This window comes from Mycobacterium sp. NGS56 (assembly GCF_059812425.1).
The window spans coordinates 1,449,123-1,466,082 of the sequence record NZ_JCALCQ010000001.1 but is presented as its reverse complement, the minus strand read 5'-3'; the positions used below and the strand labels follow the sequence as shown (position 1 = coordinate 1,466,082).

15 protein-coding genes are annotated in these 16,960 nt (G+C 62.9%); 7 read left to right on the top strand and 8 right to left on the bottom strand.

All coding sequences use genetic code 11. The features are described from left to right. The first annotated feature begins 160 nt into the window (after window positions 1-160). Together AC5Y4F_RS06705 and AC5Y4F_RS06700 are read left to right on the top strand one after the other, a co-directional pair. Window positions 161-1,222, top strand: a complete 1,062-nt coding sequence (locus AC5Y4F_RS06705; RefSeq protein ID WP_067937437.1) for a LuxR C-terminal-related transcriptional regulator — start codon at window positions 161-163, stop codon at window positions 1,220-1,222. Window positions 1,223-1,412: 190 nt separating this feature from the next. After that, window positions 1,413-2,567, top strand: coding sequence for an alpha/beta hydrolase family protein (locus AC5Y4F_RS06700; protein ID WP_067937441.1), 1,155 nt, complete (start codon window positions 1,413-1,415; stop codon window positions 2,565-2,567). On the opposite strand, the gene AC5Y4F_RS06695 is transcribed toward AC5Y4F_RS06700, so the two are convergent. The 4 genes from AC5Y4F_RS06695 to AC5Y4F_RS06680 form a co-directional block, all read right to left on the bottom strand. After that, the gene (locus AC5Y4F_RS06695) at window positions 2,557-3,324 is read right to left on the bottom strand and encodes an SDR family oxidoreductase (RefSeq protein ID WP_067937443.1); all 768 of its coding nucleotides are present in this window, start codon (window positions 3,322-3,324) and stop codon (window positions 2,557-2,559) included. The two genes, AC5Y4F_RS06700 and AC5Y4F_RS06695, sit on opposite strands and share 11 nt — an antisense overlap. Window positions 3,325-3,329: 5 nt before the next feature. Beyond that, on the bottom strand, window positions 3,330-4,637 hold the full coding sequence (locus tag AC5Y4F_RS06690; RefSeq protein WP_082947710.1) for a lipase family protein: 1,308 nt from the start codon (window positions 4,635-4,637) through the stop codon (window positions 3,330-3,332). 608 nt (window positions 4,638-5,245) lie between these two features. Beyond that, a complete protein-coding gene (locus tag AC5Y4F_RS06685) occupies window positions 5,246-5,776 on the bottom strand; it encodes an aromatic-ring-hydroxylating dioxygenase subunit beta (RefSeq protein WP_197520633.1) in 531 nt (176 codons plus the stop codon). Next, window positions 5,773-7,098, bottom strand: a complete 1,326-nt coding sequence (locus AC5Y4F_RS06680; RefSeq protein ID WP_197520634.1) for an aromatic ring-hydroxylating oxygenase subunit alpha — start codon at window positions 7,096-7,098, stop codon at window positions 5,773-5,775. Before AC5Y4F_RS06680 ends, AC5Y4F_RS06685 begins: the two co-directional genes overlap by 4 nt. A 410-nt stretch (window positions 7,099-7,508) precedes the next feature. Between AC5Y4F_RS06680 and AC5Y4F_RS06675 the strand changes: the two genes are divergently transcribed. Further along, window positions 7,509-8,402 (top strand): alpha/beta hydrolase, encoded by an 894-nt coding sequence (locus tag AC5Y4F_RS06675; RefSeq protein WP_082947713.1) that lies wholly within the window; start codon window positions 7,509-7,511, stop codon window positions 8,400-8,402. A 68-nt stretch (window positions 8,403-8,470) separates the two neighbouring features. Then, window positions 8,471-9,460, top strand: a complete 990-nt coding sequence (locus tag AC5Y4F_RS06670; protein ID WP_067937517.1) for an alpha/beta fold hydrolase — start codon at window positions 8,471-8,473, stop codon at window positions 9,458-9,460. Window positions 9,461-9,513: 53 nt separating this feature from the next. On the opposite strand, the gene AC5Y4F_RS06665 is transcribed toward AC5Y4F_RS06670, so the two are convergent. Next, complete coding sequence (locus AC5Y4F_RS06665; RefSeq protein WP_067937447.1) at window positions 9,514-10,710, bottom strand: cytochrome P450; 1,197 nt, start codon at window positions 10,708-10,710, stop codon at window positions 9,514-9,516. A gap of 26 nt (window positions 10,711-10,736) precedes the next feature. Then, the gene (locus tag AC5Y4F_RS06660; protein WP_067937449.1) at window positions 10,737-11,399 is read right to left on the bottom strand and encodes a TetR/AcrR family transcriptional regulator; all 663 of its coding nucleotides are present in this window, start codon (window positions 11,397-11,399) and stop codon (window positions 10,737-10,739) included. A 195-nt stretch (window positions 11,400-11,594) separates the two neighbouring features. Between AC5Y4F_RS06660 and AC5Y4F_RS06655 the strand changes: the two genes are divergently transcribed. Then, a complete protein-coding gene (locus tag AC5Y4F_RS06655; RefSeq protein WP_499995613.1) occupies window positions 11,595-12,380 on the top strand; it encodes a spirocyclase AveC family protein in 786 nt (261 codons plus the stop codon). 30 nt (window positions 12,381-12,410) lie between these two features. On the opposite strand, the gene AC5Y4F_RS06650 is transcribed toward AC5Y4F_RS06655, so the two are convergent. Beyond that, a complete protein-coding gene (locus AC5Y4F_RS06650; protein WP_067937452.1) occupies window positions 12,411-13,385 on the bottom strand; it encodes an LLM class flavin-dependent oxidoreductase in 975 nt (324 codons plus the stop codon). A gap of 379 nt (window positions 13,386-13,764) precedes the next feature. On the opposite strand from AC5Y4F_RS06650, the gene AC5Y4F_RS06645 reads away from it, so the two are divergent. After that, a complete protein-coding gene (locus AC5Y4F_RS06645) occupies window positions 13,765-14,862 on the top strand; it encodes an NAD(P)H-dependent amine dehydrogenase family protein (RefSeq protein ID WP_499995610.1) in 1,098 nt (365 codons plus the stop codon). 23 nt (window positions 14,863-14,885) lie between these two features. Then, complete coding sequence (locus tag AC5Y4F_RS06640; RefSeq protein ID WP_499995608.1) at window positions 14,886-16,091, top strand: MalY/PatB family protein; 1,206 nt, start codon at window positions 14,886-14,888, stop codon at window positions 16,089-16,091. Window positions 16,092-16,121: 30 nt separating this feature from the next. On the opposite strand, the gene AC5Y4F_RS06635 is transcribed toward AC5Y4F_RS06640, so the two are convergent. After that, window positions 16,122-16,850, bottom strand: coding sequence for a DUF2652 domain-containing protein (locus tag AC5Y4F_RS06635; protein WP_067937460.1), 729 nt, complete (start codon window positions 16,848-16,850; stop codon window positions 16,122-16,124). Window positions 16,851-16,960 lie beyond the last annotated feature (110 nt).

Below are 16,960 nucleotides of genomic sequence, written 5' to 3'. Positions count from 1 at the left end.
TGGGTAAATTCGAGGGCTTCGCGCCACCCGACGACGCCCTGGGGTCAGACTGGGCGTGAGTTGTTTCATGCCCAACGTCTAATGTGAGGGTTGACACAACCATGGGCCTGATTCGGCTCACCGTCCCTGGCAACGCGTCGACGTCAGAAGGTGCAGAACCATGCAGTCGATAGACCTCGAAAGCTCAGACATTCGCGGCTCCTACGCGAGCGCGTTGCAAGCGGCCCTCACCCTCGACGAGGTAACCGCAGCCTTCATGACAGTGGCCGACGCCCTGATTGGCTCCGATGCCTTCGGTGTCTATCGGTTCAGCTCGAGTGTCTACGAGGTGGCGTCGTGCCACGCGTCGACTTCGTCGCACTTTCTGGACGCGTACGAACGCTTCGGTCGTGCGGACGACCCCGTGTTGAACTTCGCCGTCAACCGCAAAACGCCGATCGATTCGTCGCGGCTTAGTTCTCCCTCGATGTGGGAAAGCTCGGCTGCCCGCGCGGTATTGGCGATCGAAGGCTACTGCCACTCGCTGGAGGCACCGGTGATCGTCGGGGGCAACGTTTTCGGAACCATCAACTTCGCCCGTCGCACGGATCGGTCGGAATTCACCGAGGATGACCTGATCCTGGCCCAGTTCGCTTCCGAACAACTCGGCCTTGCGGCCGAACGAGCGCTGCGGTTCGAAGGTATCGGCCGCAAGGCAAACGTTCTGGAAGACGCTTTCGACCGCATGCCCCAAGCTGTCTTCATCACCGACCTGGAATCGCGGATTCTCTTTCAAAACCGCGCCGCGAGCACCCTGATCTCTTCGCGACAGTCATCGACGGGCCAATCGGTCTCCGATGCGATCGCGGATGCGATGCGCGTCTTCCGTACCGAAGACAAGCGTGTTCACACCCGCAGCGTGAAGAGCTCGGCCGGCCAAGATCTCATCACGAAGTCGTTCCGTCTGCCCGACTCCCAAAACGCCGCAATGACGTTGGCCTACCAGGCCGACCGTGAAGCGGCGAAAACCCTGCCCGTCTGGAATGTCTTGTCGCGCCGCGAACAGGAGATCGCCGAACTGGTCGCGCGGGGACTGACTACCAAGCAGATCGCCGGGCAGGCTTTCGTCAGCGAGAACACGGTGAAGCAGCATCTCAAGCGGATCTTCGCCAAGGCCGACGTCCACAATCGCGCGGAGCTTGTCCAGTTGATTTGGTCACACGGAGACAAACCAGAACGATAAGGCTTTTGCCACCTCGGAATCCGCCGGCAAAGGTACCCGTTCGGGGTTCGCGGCGGCCGTCTGCGCACTTTTAGATTGGTGACGTAGGCCGAGGCCGGCATCCGCATCGCGAGAGGCTGCACGATATTCAACCGGGTTCGCCGCGCCCGCAGGTCGACGACTCGTATCGATGCAAGAGAAAGAGGGCCACATGACCACCAGCGGTTCAGCCGTGTCGAACCAGGACGCGCTTTCGCTCATCGAACTGTTTCCGCAAGACGAGGATTGGTCGATACAGACCATGCGTCTGCTGGCCCAGGTGTCGGTTGGAGGTGCCGACCTTTTCGAGTGTAGCCGTACCGCGGCGCGCATCGGCACCAAAACCACCGACACGGAAATCTGGTACCGCGAATGGCACAAGACAGCCAATGACGTTGCTGCCCAAGGGGAAGAGGCGTTGGCGCGGGGCGAGCGGATGACCGCTCGTCGCGCCTTCTTCCGATCGTGCAGCTACCATCGTCACTCCGAGTTCTTCCTTAGCTCCGATGATCCGCGCCGCACTCAGGCATACACCGACGGCCGCAACAACTTTCGGCGCGCAGCCGAATTGACGGGTGGATTGATCGAGCGGATCGAAGTGCCCTTCGAAGGCCAGACGATGGAGGGGTACATTGTGCGTCCGGACGGGTCCGGGGCCGCTCGGCCAACGGTGCTCTTTCTAGGAGGCGCCGACTCATGGGCGGAAGAGCTGTATTTCCTCGGCGGCTCGGAGTTCCCCGCCCGCGGGATGAACGTTGTCATGGTCGACACCCCCGGCCGCGGCAGCTCACTGCGATTCAAGCAAATGTACAGCCGCCCAGACTATGAGGTGCCCGTGCAGGCTGTCCTCGATCACCTCGAACATCGTGGCGACGTCGATTCCGAGCGCTTTGGTTTGGCCGGAGTCAGTTTCGGCGGTTACTACGCCCCGCGTGCGGCGGCCTTCGAGCCCCGGATCAAAGCGGTGGCCGCGTGGTGTGGCACATGGAGCATCCTCACCGATTTTTACGAGTTCTATCCCGCGCTGCAAGATCAGCTGCAATGGCTGAGCGGATCGAAGGATGACGCCGAGGCCCGCCGCAAATTGGCCGCGTTCACCCTCGAAGGTGTCGCGGACCGAATCACCGTTCCCGTCTACGTCATGCACGGCACTCGTGACATCATCATGGACGTCGCCGGCGCCCGGAGGTTCGTCGACGCGCTAACCACGAGGGATGTCACCGTCGACATCTATGACGAGGCCGGCTCACTGCACTGCAGCTATGACTATCTTGTGGTCGCCGCCTCGCGCCTGGCCGACTGGTTCGTCCACCGTCTCATCGAATGAGCTTGCCGTCGCGGCGGGCAAAGACACCGGAGGCCGCCTGATCCCTCGGTTTGACGACGATCTGGTCGAGGTTGACGTGTGCTGGGCGGCTGGCGACGAACCCGATGACTTGCGCGACGTCTCGTGCGAGCAGTGGCTCGATGTCCTCGTATACGCCGGCGGCACGCTGCTCGTCACCACCGAAGCGAACCATCGAGAATTCGGTCTTCACCCGGCCCGGCGCGATCTCGGTCAAACGCACGGGCAGGCCGAGCAACTCGCCACGTAACGTGCGGTGCAGCGCGGCCTGGGCGTGCTTGGCGGACGTGTAACCCGATCCGTTATCGTAAACGCTCAGCGCCGCAACGGATGTGACAGTCACGATCAGTCCGTCGCCGGAGCCGACCAGCTTGGGCAGCAGAGCTTTGGTAAGACGCAAGGTGCCCAACACGTTGGTTTCCCACATCCATCGCCAATCGTCGAGGTTCGCGTCGGCCACGGAAGCCAAACCTTTCGCGCCGCCCGCGTTGTTCACCAACACATCGACTCGTTCGACCGCGTCGGCGAATTCTCGGACGGAGTCCTCTGACGTCACATCCAACGGCAGTGCGGTCGCATCTATGCGCTTAGCCAATCGACGCAGCCGGTCAATCCGTCGAGCACCGACGTAGACGTGAAATCCCCGCTCTGCCAACTCTTCAGCGGTGGCTTCGCCGATGCCCGAGCTGGCGCCTGTGACCACCGCCACCCGTTGCGCAATCTTCGAGGTATCCGTCATATCGGTCAGATCTCCCCACAGTTGGGAGTCGTGGGTACTCCGTTGAATCGGCCCGCGACCCACTGCATCCCACGCTCGCCGTCGACGAAATACGTCAGTAAATCGTTGATTGCCAGCTTGTTGAAGATCGGGGGTTCTTCGTTGGTCCAGAATTGAACGTCGGCGCCCTTGGCGCACCAGTCCAACGCCGTTTGGTGGGCGGCGCCCCACGGTATCAACGGGTCGTATCGATTGATATCGATGAAGACCGGCGCTTTCGGACTCAACGTGCCTACCCGCTGCGCGGCGAAGACGGTTTTGAGTGGATCGGACTCGAGCATCTGCTGATAGTCGGTGTTGAAGTAGGGCTGAGAATGCCGGAATTCGTATCGGATGACGGTTTGGCCAAAACACTCCAGCCGGGTCTGGTCAACAAGTTGCGCCCCCCTGGGCGTGAGGGTCTCCATCAGGCCGGGCCTGAGTTCGGGATAGGCGGCGAGAACGCCGTTGACCAGGTAACCCAGTCCGCCCTCGAGCAATCCGCCGTCGGCAAATGCTGGGATGAGGACGGGGTCAGTGGCCGGCGCACCGGCCCATGCCCCGACGACATGCAGCTCCGGAGCGTAGCTTGGGGCCAGCTCCACAGCTGAAGCTGACGCACCGCCGCCCTGTCCATATCCCCAAAAAGCCACCGGGCCATCTGGATTCAGTGAGGTGTCCGGCAGACGCATCGCGGCTCGTGCCGCATCGATCAGCGCATAGCCCTGGGGAAGCCGCATGAACGCCGGGGACGGGAGACCGGTGCCCACCCCGTCGTAGTCGGTGACCACGATGGCGAATCCGCGCGCCACCATGGTCGCGATGAACCCCTCCTCGTACCACATGGTGATGTCCGTGCCGCCGCCATAATGGATGCCCTGATTGGCAAGCCGGGACGGCGCACACTGGTCACCCAGACCGGGCAGGTTTGGCCCGTAGGCGATAAGGGGGCGCGGCCCAGTGCCGGGCCACGGATTGTCGGGTTCGTAGTAGGTACCGGTGACCGCGATCGGTACGCCACGATTATCGGTGCTGCGGTACATGATTCGCGTTCCGCGCGCCACATATGCGCCGAGCTGACCGGATGGCTCCAGCACCAACCGCGACGGCTCGGACCGAATCAGATCGCCCGGCACGCCGTCGGGCAACGGATCGGGAATCGTGTAAAACTCGGTGTACTGGCTCTCATCGGCGTGAGCCGTGGCGGGTGCGGCTATCAGGCACAGTAGCGCGGCCAGCACGACCGCAACGACAGCACACCGCTTGGTCACGCCCAGTCCAATTGACGTTAGCATTGGACTACACCACTTTATTGTGCGTCGCGGACGGTAAATTGTCATCGCAACTTGGGCATGCATGTGATTCCGGTCTCCTTTGAGCGGCATATGTGATTCAGGCCAAATCTTATTGGTCCAGACGACTCCATTTGTCACCCAGTTACGTACATTTATTAATGCATCGTTGCCCGGCGCGCGATTGCCGCGGTACGGAGAAAATTAGCGATGCCGCAAGAGGATGTTCGAGGATGCGCGGCCCGATCCCGCTGGTGCGCAATGTAAATCGACCGGACCCCTTATGCCGGGACACCCGGTATGGTCCAGCCTGCTGACGGCTGATTTACGATTACGGCGCTATTCTTTGTGCCGGTCTGAGTCGTTATTTTAATTGCCCGGGACGGCCGCCGCGAGTATTGATGTGAGCACGTCGGAATCAACTGCCGTCAATGCCTCCAAAACGACAGGATCGACAAATGCCTCGGTTCCTCTGCGTAGTGACTTAATGTGCAGCCGCGACCCATTGCCCCGAACGGCCGCCCGGACGACGACTTCTGCAAATTCATTCGTTAGGCGGAGGCTGTGCGAGTCACAATCTTCATGATGCTGGGTCATAACGCCGGCCTCACCTAGAAGAACATCGAAAGGTTGTGTGTGGACAGAGTGCTCTGGTCCAAAGCGACCCAGCGATGCGCGATCTTCCAGCCGGCATCCGCGCGCCGCACCCGATCGACCCGCTGGGCGGAGATGATGTTGAAATCCGTGACATCCCCCCGGCTGCGGTAGATCAATTCATTGGACCGTGCGATCAACTCCCCCGACTCCGGCGTCGTCTCGGTGATGACGTTGGTGATGAAGTGGCGCACTCGTGATGGCGGCTGCTCAGCCCAGGCGTATTCGGTGCTCAGCCGGTTTACTCGGATGGCGAGCGTCTGGCGCGTGTCGTCAAACGACTTCGAGTGCGACTCCCAGGCAGCGCCGTCCTCCCGGTTCAACCGCACCGGCATCACATAGCGGGCGTCCTCGGCGAAGAGCTCAATCCATTCGCCAAAACGCCGCTCGTCGAGCAGTCGCGCCTCGCGATAAAGGAATTGCTCTATCTCGTAGTGCGTCTCCATCGGGATGATTGCGCCCAGAGAATCCGCGGGTGCGGTCGTCATTTGCCCCGTTCCTCATCGCCGGACAGATACGCGGCCCACGTGGACCAAAGGTTCCGGAAGTTCGAATCATTCATGTATGGCTGGTACGCGCACCCCGGACCGGGGAAGCCCGCAACGGGCTGTTGATCGAGGCCCATGACGTACGGGAAGTCGAGCTCACGCACGACAGACCCCCTGAGCTGCCGGGTGATGTTGGTCCAGTTCTCCATGTCGTCCTGCTCGAACATTCCACCGGGACCGAAGGCCAAGGTATAGGCGCGGTAGACCTCCTGTTTGTACTCATCGGAGGCGGCCTTGGGCACCAGGCACCACGACGACATCTGCATTCGGCCAGCCGACAACGGTCGCACGTGGCGCAGGGTGGTGAACCGAACACCCGGTTCACCCGGGACCAGGCTGAACGGCTGACTCAAAAACGACAGGTTCGGGAACACGATCCCGACCGCCGTGCGCACCGGCGCGAAAACCTCGATTTGGTCGGCTGTGAGACGCCGCTCGAGGCAATCGACGATCTCGGGCGGGTATGCGAAAAATGGTGGAGTTCCCGGGGTTTCACCCAGCCCGATCCCGTGGCCCTTGCCCGGGATGTGAACGCTGTGACCAATGCTGTGTGTGCTTCCCGACGAGGCGAAATAGCCCAGGTGGAAACCGAACTGGTGGGTGACGGGGGTATGGTAACCGTCGCCAGAGCCATTCTCGGTGTACAACTTCCAGTCGCAGTTCGACTCCCAGATGTCTGGCGGCCCGTAGACCTCCACGCCGGTCTCGCTCGTCTTCAAGAAGTAATCTAGATAAAACTGGTAACCACCCAAGAAGTCTTCCAATGGTTCGACGTCGGGGTTGAGCGACCCGAAAATGAGGCCCTCGTAGCTGTCATTCCGGACCGGGACCAAACCCCAGTTCCGTTTGTCCAGGTTACCGCCGAAGGCTTGCCTGTGATACGGGACAGCGACCAGTTCGCCGCTGTTCTTGTACACCCAACCGTGGTAAGAGCAGCGAAAATGTGACGAATTGCCCAGGTCCGATTTGCACATTTGGTTTCCGCGATGCCGGCAAAGGTTGAGGTGCACGTGGATCCGCCGGTGCTCGTCGCGCGCGACGAGCACCGAGTTGTCGGCGATGGTGCGAACGACGTAGTCGCCAGGTTCGGGAATCTCGCTTTCGTGGGCGACGAAGTTCCAAGTGCGCCCGAACAGCCGCTCGACCTCCAACTGATATATCTCGGGATCGTTGAAGATTTTTGCCGGCACGATGCCGTCCGAGACGCCCGCGCGCAGTTTTTCGACGAGTTGCATCGCCCCGCGATCGGCGAAGGTGGTCAAAGTCCTTCTCCTAATCATTGATTCGCCGAATGACTCTTCGATTAATGAGCCACCGACTCGGCTTCATTATGGCTCCGCAAGTCGCCCCGGCGCTGGGCCCGAACGGGTACATTGCGAGCCCGCCACATGGCCACGGCTGGCGTTTGCGTCTTGCCCCGCCACCGATCAACTCAACAGGGTCCGGCTGCGGTCTGGGACTAGGACCAACGCACGGTCTGACGGTCGTTGATTACCGCGAAAAGTACCCCTTAGGGTGCTGATCGCCCTTGTTGCCCGGATTTACGCTGCTCGACACATTCGCAATACGGCGAAAGTGACATCGCCGATGAATCGCCCCGGGGTGTACGCGGACTCCCGGAAATCAACCGTTCGTCTGCAGAGGCCTTGCGTTCCACCAGAAAGGTGTAAGGATGACGATTCAGACCGACGAGTACGACGTCGACGGCATTCGTGTGTTGCGCACGGCGCCACTACAATTTGCTCGCACCGCTTCATTACTTCTCGTACACGGTGGATGCCACGGTGCATGGTGCTGGGACAAATACCTGCCGTACTTCGCATCAAAGGGTTGGGACTGTCACGCACTCAATTGGCGGGGGCGCGGGGGCTCAGCGCAGCTGGCCGAGACGGAAGCGATATCACGGCCGCTGGAGCATGTTGCAGAGGACATCGCTACTGTAGCGGAAACCTTCGCCGTTCCGCCGGTAGTAGTTGCGCACAGCATGGGGGGACTCGTCACCCTCAAGTTCGCCGAAACCAACGTGTATTCGGGCTTAGTGCTGATAACTCCCGTCCTACCCGGCGAAGTCTCGCCCGCGCCGATCGACCTCGTGGTCGATCCTCGGGAGCTTTGGGGACCACCGCCTTTGGACCTCGCCAAACATCTGTTCTTCACCGCCGCAAGCGAAGACGACGCGCGCCGCTATCACAGCATGCTGGTGTCGGAGTCGGCCCGGGCTGTCGAGCAAGCCGTCACCGGGAAGCGGGTAAGCATCGACCCGGTGAAGATCTCCGGACCGGTTCTGGTGGTCGCGGCGGAAAAGGACGTCTTGTGCCCGCCAGAAGAGGTTAAGCGTCTCGCCAACTTGCTTGGCGCGGATTACCGCTACGCCTCCGGCTTGGGCCATGGCGTTATGATGGCCCAAGACTGGAAGCACATCGCGCAGGCCATTCACCAATGGCTCACCACACATGTCGTCGGGTTGGACGTCGTAAGCAGTGCTTCGATTCGCCCCGACCCGTCGCTACTGACTAACGATGCCCGCTCGCTCGAGGCGATAACCTCGGTAGCAGACCATCTCTGAGGCCTCTCGAAGAGATTCCAACATAGACAGTGGTTGTCTGCCACGACCACCTCTGCGATGCTGACAGCTTGGATATCTTTGACCAGTGGCAAGACGGCGGCACCGAGCTTCGTTGGCGCTCGACGACCGCCGCTAACGATGGCCGAGAGGTCGCCGTGTTCAGTCGCCGGTGCGGCACTGCCGGCGCGCCCGCATTGGTGTTGGTGCACGGCTTTCCGACCAGCAGCATCGACTATTTCGCGCTGGCAGGCGAACTGAGCGCTGACTTCGACATCTATCTGCTGGACTTCCCGGGCTACGGGCTCTCCGACAAACCACGCGCGCCCTATGTGTACTCGCTGTACGACGACGCGCGCCTGCTCGTCTACGCGATCACTCAGGAATGGGGACTTACCGATTACCGGATGCTCACCCACGACCGCGGGAGCAGCGTCGGCATGATCGCGGTGGGCATGCTGGCCGCACACGATCCGCCGGCGGTACCCGTCGACTTGATCTTGACCAACGCCAACATCTATCTGCCGCTGTCCAACCTCACGGCCTTTCAGATCGCGCTACTCGACCCAACGACGGCGCGGGCCACCGCGGCGGCCACGACGCCGGAGATGCTGGCAGCCGGCATGGGCGCGAGCACGTTCATGCCGCGGCGGACGCTGGAAGACCCGGAGATCGCCGCATTGGCCAAATGCTTTGCCTATAACGACGGAATCCGCGTGCTGCCCGACACCATCCAATATCTCCACGAGCGTGCCGGCGACGAAACCGGTTGGCTGGAAATGCTTTCCACTAGTGACGTCAACACGACGGTGGTGTGGGGCCTCCACGACAACATCGCACCGTTGCGAGTCCCCAACCGCGTCTGGCAGACGTACCTGAAGAAGAAGCCGGGCCGCAACCGCTACTGGGTGCTCCCCAGCGCCGACCACTATCTGCAGTGCGACGCACCCGGGCAATTAGCCCAGATCGTGCGGCTCACCGCCCAGGGTGAGGATATTGCGTTGCAGACGTTGGGGAATCAGCCCGACGGCGCGGTGTTGGTGGATCAAAGCGACGCCTAGCCCCGCCGAGCCTGAAACTAACTTCACGCTCGGCTAAAAGGGCCGGCCCCTGCCTAACGGGTGACGACGGGCAAGCGGGCCCACCCACGCACGCTCGCGGTATGCGCCCGTTGGGCGTTCGCATAGTCGACTTCCCAGTCCGGCCAACGCTTCAGCACCTCTTCGAAGGCCACCCGCGCTTCAAGCCGGGCCAGCGCCGAACCCAAGCAGAAATGCAGGCCCTGCCCAAAGCTGAGATGGCTTCCCCGACGGTGGATGTCGTAGCGATCCGCATCCGGGAAGTGGCTTTCGTCGCGGTTGGCCGAGGCGTTCAGCAGCAGCATGAACGACCCCTCGGGAACCTTGCGACCATAGTGCTCGGCGTCTCGCGCGACGTAGCGGGCCTGCACCGGTGATGGCGGCTCGTAGCGCAGCGTCTCCTCGATCGCGCCGGGGATCAGCGACGGGTCCGCGACCAGTTCGCGGCGTTGATCGGGGTGATCGGACAACAGTTGACCCATGAAACCGATCAGCCGAGCGGTGGTCTCGTTGCCGGCACCGGCGATCATCGCGGTGTAGGCGAGCACCTCGGTCCGCGACAGCGGCCGCCGCGTGCCGTCCGGCTCATCGATTTCGGCCCGCAAGAGTTCGGTCATGAGGTCGTCGGATGGATGATTGGCCCGCCACTCGATATATTCGGCAAACAGGGCAATAGAATTCGCGAAGACATTCGCATCGACCGCGGCGGGGTCGCTCTCCCTGGACAAGGCGATGTTGGCGACGCTGCGGTCGCGGATCTTTTCTTGGTCCGCCTCTGGAATGCCCAGGAGGTAACCGATGGTCCGCATCGGCATCATCGCGCCGAGGTCCGCGATGAAATCGAAGCCACTCCCGCCGACCAGCGGGTCGAGCTCGCGGACACAGAACCCCCGCACCAGATCCTCCACAGCGAGCATGCGCCTGGGCGTGAAGACACGGGACAGCAGTTTGCGGTGCAGGTCGTGCAGCGGAGGATCCTCGAACAGCAGGATGCCCGGGGGCACTTCGATGTTCGCGAACAAGATGTCGGCGGTCGTGCCTCGGCCGGAACGATACGTTTCCCAGTTCGGCAGTTCGCGCACCACGTCGTCGTATCGACTGAGCGCGTAGAAGTTGTACTTCTCGTTGTAGTACAGCGGTGCTTCTTCGCGCATCCGCTTCCATACCGGATACGGGTCCAAGTCGATCTCGACGTCGAACGGGTCGTAATACAACTCGATGGTGTCTGTCATTTCCAATTCCTCTGGTAAAGAACGGCTCAGCCGTTCCGGTGCAGGAAGCCGTGCAGGATTGCCTGGATGAGTTCGTCGACGATGGTCTCCCGCGACGGCGGCTCGGTGCCGAAGTATGCGGACCGCAGCGCCGCCATGCCGGCGATCATCGCCACCGTCGAGTGGGCGGGCAGGTCGGGGTGGTCCGACCGCAGCCCCCGCAGGTGCATCCCCTCGGCGCTGATCTGTCCGAGCGAGGTGATGGCCTGCCTGATCTCGGCGATGCCGGCGTCGCCCTTTTCCTCCTCGCTCAGCGTTTCCGACGTCATCAGGGTCAATAGCAGGCCCTGGTTTTGGACGAACACGTCGTAGAGCTGCCCGACGAATCGCCGTGCCAGCTCTTCCTCGTCCGTCTCCTCCGGGACGACCGACTGCCAGGTCCGGCGGAACTCCTCGACGAAGTCGGTGAACGGCAGTACGAGCGCCTCGCGGAACAGCGCGGCCTTGGAACCGAAGTGGCGAAACAACAAGTGCTCGGTGACGCCTGCGGCCTGCGCGATTTCGCGCGTCGTCGTGCTGCGGTAGTCCTGTCGCGCGAAGCGCGCCCGGGCGGTATCGAGCAACAACTTGCGTGGCGCACCCCGAGGCCGGCGAACGGAGGCCGGCGCCTCCGCCATGCTGCGCTTGGTGGTAGACGGCCGCTGGGCCACGTCGTTGTCTCCTCACCGATGGTTGACTGCCCTTAGGATAGTGTGCACTATCTAACGAGTCGAGCTCGGATTCGAAAGGGGTGCGACCGTGGGCGCCGTCATCATGCTTGGCACGTTGTTCGGACTGCTCGTGCTGATATTCGGTCTGGTCCTGCGTTTTGACCCGCAAGCACGCCGGACTCAAGAAGAGAACCAATGAGCTCGCAGATGACACCGGTGATGCAGGCGGCCAGTGACTTCGCGCTCATCGGTGGCACCGGGTTCACCGCCCTGGGGATCTACCTCAGCGTTCGGCAGCACCGCCTGCACCCGCTCCTGCTGCTGTGCATCTCGGCGATCTCCTTCTCCTGGATCGAGGCGCCCTACGACTGGGCGATGTACGCGCAATTCCCGACCGCCATCCCGCGCATGCCGTCGTGGTGGCCGCTGAACATGACGTGGGGCGGGTTGCCGTTGTTCGTTCCCGTCGGCTACATCTCGTATTTCGTGCTGCCGGCCGTGACGGGCACGGCGCTCGGCCGATGGTTGAGCGCACGCTTCGGTTGGCGAAGGCCCCAAACGCTTTTGGTGGTCGGCCTCATCGTCGGCTTCTGCTGGGCGCTGTTCTTCAACGGATTCCTGGGCGCCAAGCTCGGAGTGTTCTACTACGGCCGGGTGATTCCCGGGCTGGCGATCCGCGAGGGAACACTGCACCAGTACCCGCTCTACGATTCGCTCGCGATGGCCATCCAGATGATGGTCTTCACCTACCTGCTGGGTCGCACCGACGCACAAGGACGCAATGTCATCGAGATGTGGGCCGACAACCGGTCGAAGAGCCGTGCGGGCGCGTCGATCCTGTCCGTCGTCGCGGTGATCGTCGTCGGAAACGTCCTCTACGGCGCGGTTTTCGCGCCCCACCTGGCCACGAAGCTGGGCGGCTGGGTGACTACGGCACCGCTTGGCGAACTGTTCCCCGGCGTACCGAACCAGCCGAAGTAGTGGCCGGCAAAACTCGGCGAGGAGTAGCGCTCAGCCGAGAGCCTCGGGCAGCACAATCTCGCCGACGCGCCTGAGGTAGGGCCATGCGATGTCGGGTGGTAGCCCGCCGCACAGCGGCGACAGGTTGAGCACCTGGCCGGCTTTGACGCGCGAGATCGCTTCGGGGACAGAGATAATCACGTGCGACGTCCCGGTCTCACGCAGTTCGTCGACGGTGTTGACGTGGCTGAAGCCCGCCGTGGTCTCGTCCCCGGGGTTCCACGCGGCGTAGCTGCGCACGTCGTGCAGCAGATGCTCGCCGACCTCCTTCCACGCCTGATCCACGTCGTCGGCGACGAACACGACCGAGGCGGTATTGCGGTCGGGAAACATCGTCGGCCCGGGCGTATGGCCGTGCTCGCGACACGCCTCTTCGTAGGCCTTTTGCATGCCCGGTGCGTTGGCGTTGCCCAGCATGCCCAGCCCGTACCTGCCGGCCCGGCGGGCCGCGGCGACCGTCCCCCCACCCCACATCAGGCCTGGGCCGCCGGGGGTCAGCGGGCGCGGTGTCACGGTGATCCGCCGTCCGTCTTCGACAACGGTCTCTCCGGCGAGCAGCCGCCGTAACAGCGCGAGCTTCTCGTCGCAGAGCCGGCCACGCTTCTTGATCGGCACGCCGAAGTGCTCGAACTCCTCGGGCCGGTAGCCCAGGGCCAGGATGTAGGAGGCGCGCCCGTCGCTGATGATGTCGAGCACCGCCATGTCCTCGGCGAGTCGCACGGTTTCGTAGAAGGGAAGGATCAGGATCAGACTCAGCGCCAGCCGCTGCGTGCGTGCGGCCACCGCCGAGGCCAGCAAAAACGGCGACGGCAGGTATCCGTCCTCGGACCCGTGGTGTTCACACAGGACGGCGGCCAGCCCACCGTGTTCTTCGGCCCACGAAGACATTTCGGGCGCCGCGGCGTACAGCTCGGCTGGGGACGCTGCCCATTCGGGATCGCGCATGTCGAAGCGCAATGTGTACACAGGCAAACTCCTAGCCGACCTAATCTTTGCGACGTACGTTACACCTTTAGTCGAATGCGTAAAGCGGCAGCGTGGTCGGGATGTCCAGCGAGCTCAGCAGGCCCGGGGGCGCGTCGACGGCGAGACGCCCGCCTCTGAACGACAAACACGGTCCCGAATTGTCGCTCGAAGGCGGACAAAACGCTGGTTAGCCCGCACAGCTGCAGACTAACCTAAAATTTGTTCGTTAAGATAGTGTCTGCTTTCTTAAATTCTTGACCGCGCGGATGGGCGGCTGTAGTTTCCAAGTCGGATGCTGGGCTAAAACCCGCCGGTTACGTAAGGGCAACGGCCGACCCGGCTTTCGTCGTGCGCGCGCACGCGCCTGAGGAGGAACAAGATGACGGCTCATCGTGTGGTGGTGTGGGCGACGGGTGGCATTGGCTCGATCGCCATCCGCGCTATTTCGCGGCGCCCCAATCTGGAGCTGGTCGGCGTGTGGGTGCACTCGGACGACAAGATCGGCAAGGACGCGGGCGAACTGGCCGGCGGTGAGCCGATCGGTCTGAAAGCGACCAACGACGCCGACGCGCTGGTCTCGCTCAAACCCGACTGCGTCATCTATGCGGCCAGCGGTCCGGAGCGGGACGCGCTGGCCATCCCGGATTACGTCAAACTGCTCGAAGCCGGGGTCAACGTCGTGACCACCAGCACCACGCGATTGGTCAACCCGCACGCCTACGAGCCCGCCCAGTGGCGCGACCAGCTGGTCGCCGCCGCCAAGCAGGGCCAGGTGTCGCTGTACGCGTCGGGGATCGAGCCGGGATTCGCCGCCGACTATCTGCCGCTGGTGCTGTCCACGCAATCGTCGTCGATCGACAAAATCCACTCTTTCGAGATCGGCCTGTATGACGACTACGGGGTTCCCGACATCATGAGTGACGCGCTGGGCTTCGGCCGCCCGCTCGACTACCAGCCCTGGATCGGCTTTCCCGGTGCCATCGCCGGCGAATGGCAAGGCCAGATCCGCTTGATCGCCGACGCGTTGGGGGTCGAAGTCCAGGAAGTCCGCGAAGGTTTCGACCGCGCCGTCACCAACCGGACGCTGGAGGTCGCGATGGGCACCGTCGAGGCAGGAACCTGCGGCGCGCTGCGGATGCAGGCGATCGGCGTGGTCGACGGTCGGGAAGCCATCGTCATCGAGCACGTCACTCGGCTCGCGCACGACGTCGCCCCCGACTGGCCCACCGGGATCGGCGACCTGTCCTACCGCGTCCTGATTTCCGGCGATCCGGACATCGACTGCACCATGGCCGCGACCCTGAAGGATCCCGCCAAGGCCGGCATCGGCGGGATGACCTCCGGGGCGGGCGCCATGGTCGCCACCGCAATGCGCGTCGTCAACGCCGTGCCGTACGTCGTTGCCGCGCAGCCGGGATTGCTGAGTTCGGTGGACCTTCCGTTGACGATCCCGCAAAACGCGTTTGTCGGGGGGTAGGTCGCGCCGGTTAGTCTGCGGGCGTGACGGTTAATCCGCTCGAGGAATTGAGGCTGCAGCAGCTCCGGCTTCGCACCAGCATGAAATGGCGCGCGCACCCCGCCGATGTCCTGCCACTGTGGGTCGCCGAGATGGATGTCAACCTGGCGCCGACGGTGGCCGAAGCGCTGCGTAAGGCCATTGACAACGGCGATACCGGATATCCCTACGGAACCGCGCTGGCCGAAGCCGTCAGCCACTTCGCGGCGCAACACTGGCAGTGGCATGACCTGGACGTCAGCCGCACTGCGCTGGTCCCCGACGTCATGCTCGGTATCGTCGAGGTGTTGCGCCTGCTCACCGATCGCGGTGACGCCGTCGTCGTCAACCCGCCGGTCTATGCGCCGTTCTACGCATTTGTGTCCCACGACGGCCGGCGCGTCATCGAGGCACCGCTTGCGGAAGGCCGAATTGATCTGAACGCCTTGGAGAATGCCTTCGTTCGGGCTCGCGCGGAAGGCAAAAAGGACACAAAGGTCGCCTATCTGTTGTGCAATCCGCACAACCCGACCGGATCGGTCCACACCGCCGACGAACTGCGTGCGGTCGCCGAGCTCGCCCGGCGATTCGGCGTGCGGGTGGTGTCCGACGAGATCCACGCCCCGGTCATCCTGCCGGGATCGCGGTTCACCCCCTTTCTCGCCGTCCCGGGGGCGGAGAACGCCTTCGCCGTGACCTCGGGGTCGAAGGCCTGGAATCTGTCCGGCTTGAAGGCGGCGCTGGCCATCGCCGGACCGGAGGCCGCGGCTGACCTGGACCGGATGCCGGAGGAGGTCAGTCACGGACCCAGTCACCTCGGCGTCATCGCGCACGCGGAGGCGTTTCGCAGCGGCGGCGACTGGCTGGACGCGACCCTGCAGGGCCTGGGCGAGAACCGGACGTTGCTTGGTGAGTTGGTCGCCGCGCACCTTCCCGGCGTGAAATATCTATGGCCGCAAGGCACTTACCTGGCGTGGCTTGATTGCCGGGAGCTCGGTTTCGACGAAGAAGTCACCAATGGTCTTGCGGTGGTTGCCGATCTGTCGGGGCCGGCCCGCTGGTTTCTTGATCACGCGCGAGTGGCGCTGAGCTCCGGTCACGTGTTCGGCACCGGCGGATCCGGACACGTGCGCTTGAACTTCGCCACGTCGCAGGCCATTCTCACCGAGGCGGTGTCGCGAATGGGCCGGGCCCTGGCCGCCGCGCGATAATGAATAAGCTTCCGGCACAATTGTTTTCGGCTATGCGGAGATCTCCTCGGCTCCCCGGCCCAAGTTGCGGAACCCTTGGGCGGGCTCCTTCATGCCGAGTGTGAAGGGCAGGGTGTCGAACTCGAACTTCGTCGTCGCGCCCAGCCGGCGGAAAAGGCTGCGCCGCGGCGGCGCGACGGGAACCTGCAACGCCGCAAGGTCGATGTAGTGTGTCGACGTTTCTCCGATTCCCTCGAAAACGTGCACCAACGGCATGCAGAGCTCGCGCATCGGTTGATCGAGGCATGCCGCGACGGGATCGGTCATCAGTACGTACTCGGCAACCGGCACCATGTTTTTCAGCATCCGGTGCACCAAAATGACATCGAAGCCGGCCAGCTCGACGTGGCGCTTCACCTTCTGATCCGCCACCTCGCCCACGTGTACGACGAACTTGAGCGACAACTTCTCGAGCTGTTCGCAACTCGCACACTCGCAGGCGATGTCATTTTTCATCTGCTCGCGCCGCTGCAGGAACGACGCGCGCATCCGTGACAGGCGCTCGCACACCACTACTTTGGCGTCGCTGTCCGGAGCCCAGAAGAACGCGGCGTCGCCCTCGAGCTTGGCCAGCTTCAAACCCTTGCCCGCGTTGATCACCGATTCCAACAAGCCGGCAACCGTAAGTTGGGCATGGGCGAGGTGCGTCCGGTTCCACTGCATGTAATGCGTGTACCCGCCGATGTCGGCTATGAGCAGAACCGCGCGCCGAATTGCCATGAAAAAACGAGTCTAATCTGCCTTGGTGCCCGACTCAATGAATCTGCCACTAGACGAATGAGCGTCGGCGCGAGAGGCTTACAGAGGTGCCGGTTCACTTCAGGAGCTGA